The sequence below is a fragment of the Dietzia sp. SLG310A2-38A2 genome (genome assembly GCF_014145095.1).
Taxonomy (GTDB): Bacteria; Actinomycetota; Actinomycetes; order Mycobacteriales; family Mycobacteriaceae; genus Dietzia.
The window spans coordinates 1-2,413 of sequence record NZ_JAALDX010000188.1; the positions used below are offsets into that span (position 1 = coordinate 1).

Genomic DNA, 2,413 nt, shown 5'->3' on the forward strand with positions numbered 1-2,413 from the left:
ACCGGCCCGCCGCCGAGGCCGCTGACCGGCGTCGCCGGGCCACCGCCGTCGTGGGCGTCGTGGCCACCCTCGCCGGACTCGCCCACGCGCAGGGGATCCCCGATCACCTGCACGAGGAGATCCGGCTGGCCTACACGGACACCGACGGCGACGGCGAGCGTGCCGATCGCTTCCCACCCGGGCCCGAGTCCCACTACGCCGAGGTCGACAGGGTCATCCTCGAGGCGTTCCCGGGCCGCGAGAAGACCGACCTCGTCGTCGTCAGCACCGCCGACGCCTTCCTGGCCTACCACCCGTACCTGGCCTACCAGGCCGTCACCTCCCACTACGCCAACCCGCTCGGTCGGTACGACGAGCGCAACGAGGCGATGCTCGGCTGGGAGGACGCCACCAGCGGCGACGAGCTGTACGCCATGATGAACGACACTCCGTGGCGGCGCCCGGACGCCGTGGTCGCCCGCCCCTCGGGTTCCGGATACGCGCTGCGACTGGCCGAGGACACCTACCCCAACGACCCCAACGTGCGCCGGTTCGGCGTCACCATCCCCGCCGAGGCCGTGGAAGGCCCCCACTTCGAGGTCCACGACGTCGGACCGTTCGCCGTGATCGTGGTGCGATGAGGTGACCGGACAGTGACGGCGAGCGGCGAGCGCCCCCTCGGGCTGCACCCGTACCCGGGGATGGACCGCGACCGGCGGCTGGCCGTGATCACCGGCTTCCTCGGCGCGTTCCTGGCGATCCTGTCCGGCTTCCTGCCGGTTCACCAGGACACCACCGAGGTGCGCTGGACCGCCGGACCCGACTACGCCTCCGTCACCGCCCCCCTGGTCTCCGGGAGGCCGCTGGACCTGACCATCACCGCACCCTGTGGCCCGCTGTCGCAGGTTCCCGACGACACGATCGTGTTCTCGACGCTGCCCGAGGGCGCACCCGGTCGGATCTCCGACGGCCTGGTGGTGCAGCGCTCCGCCGACGCCGCGGGGGACCCCGCCATCGAGGTGGCGGTCCGCAACACCACCCTGCTCTCGGTCCCCCTGTCCACCCTCCGGGACCCGGCCTGCGAGTCGCTGCGGGTCCGGGCCGAGGTCGGGGTGCTGGTGGCCGAGCTCACCGGCCTGTCCGGGGACGGGGACCAGGTCGGGGGGCAGGGCGAGGACGACGACGAGAACGGCCAGGACCCGGTCAGCGCGGCCGTCCCGGGAACAATGCGCCCGCAGGTGACAGGGGTCTTCACGGACCTCACGCCCACCTCCGCGCCCGAGGGGCTGGGCGAGTCGACGGTGGAGATCACCGTCGACTCCCGCTACTCCTCCAGCCCCACGGCGCTCAAGCTGGCGCTGATGGTGCTGGGGGTCCTGGCCACCCTCGCCTCGGTGGTGTTCCTGCACCGCCTCGACGGGATCGACGGACGGTCCGACCGCAGGTTCGTCCCCCGCTCGTGGACCCGGTTGTCGGCGGTGGACGGCGTGGTGGTGGGCGTCCTGGGCTTCTGGCACCTCGTGGGCGCCAACACCTCCGACGACGGCTACCTGCTCACCATGGCCCGGTCGGCCGGGCCCAGCGGGTACATGGCCAACTACTACCGCTGGCTCGGCTCCCCCGAGTCGCCGGTGGGGTGGTACTACGAGATCCTGCGGCTGTTCGCCGAGGTGTCCACGGCGAGCCCGTGGATGCGCCTGCCCACCCTGGCCTGCGGCATCCTGGCCTGGCTGATCATCAGCCGGGAGGTGGTCCCCCGCCTGGGCCGGCTCGCCCGCACCTGGCACCGGCCCCGCTGGACGGGTGCCGCGCTGTTCCTGGCCTTCTGGATGGCGTTCAACAACGGACTGCGGCCCGAGCCCGTGATCGCGCTGGGCGCGCTGCTCACCTGGTCGCTCGTGGAGCGGTCGATCGCCACGCGCAGGCTCGTCCCGGGCGTCGCCGCGATCGGCGTGGCCGCGTTCTCCCTCGGGGCCGGACCCACCGGACTCATGTGCGTGGCCGCGCTGGCCGCGGGCGCCCGCGAGTTCGTCCGCATGGTCCGCCGACGCGCCCTGGTGGTGGGCTGGGCTCCCATCCTCGGTCCGGTCCTCGCGGTCGGACTGGCACTGCTCTACACGGTGTTCGCCGACCAGACCCTCGCCGCCGTCCTCGAGGCCACCCGCATCCGCACCGAGCTCGGCCCGAGCCTGCCCTGGTACGGGGAGAAGGACCGCTGGGAGGCGTTGTTCGGGGTCTCCGCCGACGGCGGCGTGGCCCGGCGCTTCCCCGTCCTGCTCATGCTGATGTGCCTCGCGCTCGTCACGGCCGTGATGCTGCGCCGGGGCAGGATCCCCGGGGCCGCCGCCGGACCGTCCCGCCGGCTCATCGGCGTGATCGCCGGCTCGCTGCTGTTCCTGGTGTTCACCCCCACCAAGTGGACCCACCACTTCGG

At 73.0% G+C, this 2,413-nt stretch carries 2 protein-coding genes; both read left to right on the top strand.

Going from position 1 to position 2,413, the window contains the following annotated elements:
- Window positions 1-620: arabinofuranosyltransferase (locus tag G6027_RS07345; protein ID WP_182636607.1), on the top strand; the 620-nt coding region annotated here is incomplete at its 5' end.
- Window positions 621-632: 12 nt separating this feature from the next.
- The coding region (locus G6027_RS07350; protein ID WP_346995653.1) for an arabinosyltransferase domain-containing protein at window positions 633-2,413 on the top strand (1,781 nt) is incomplete at its 3' end.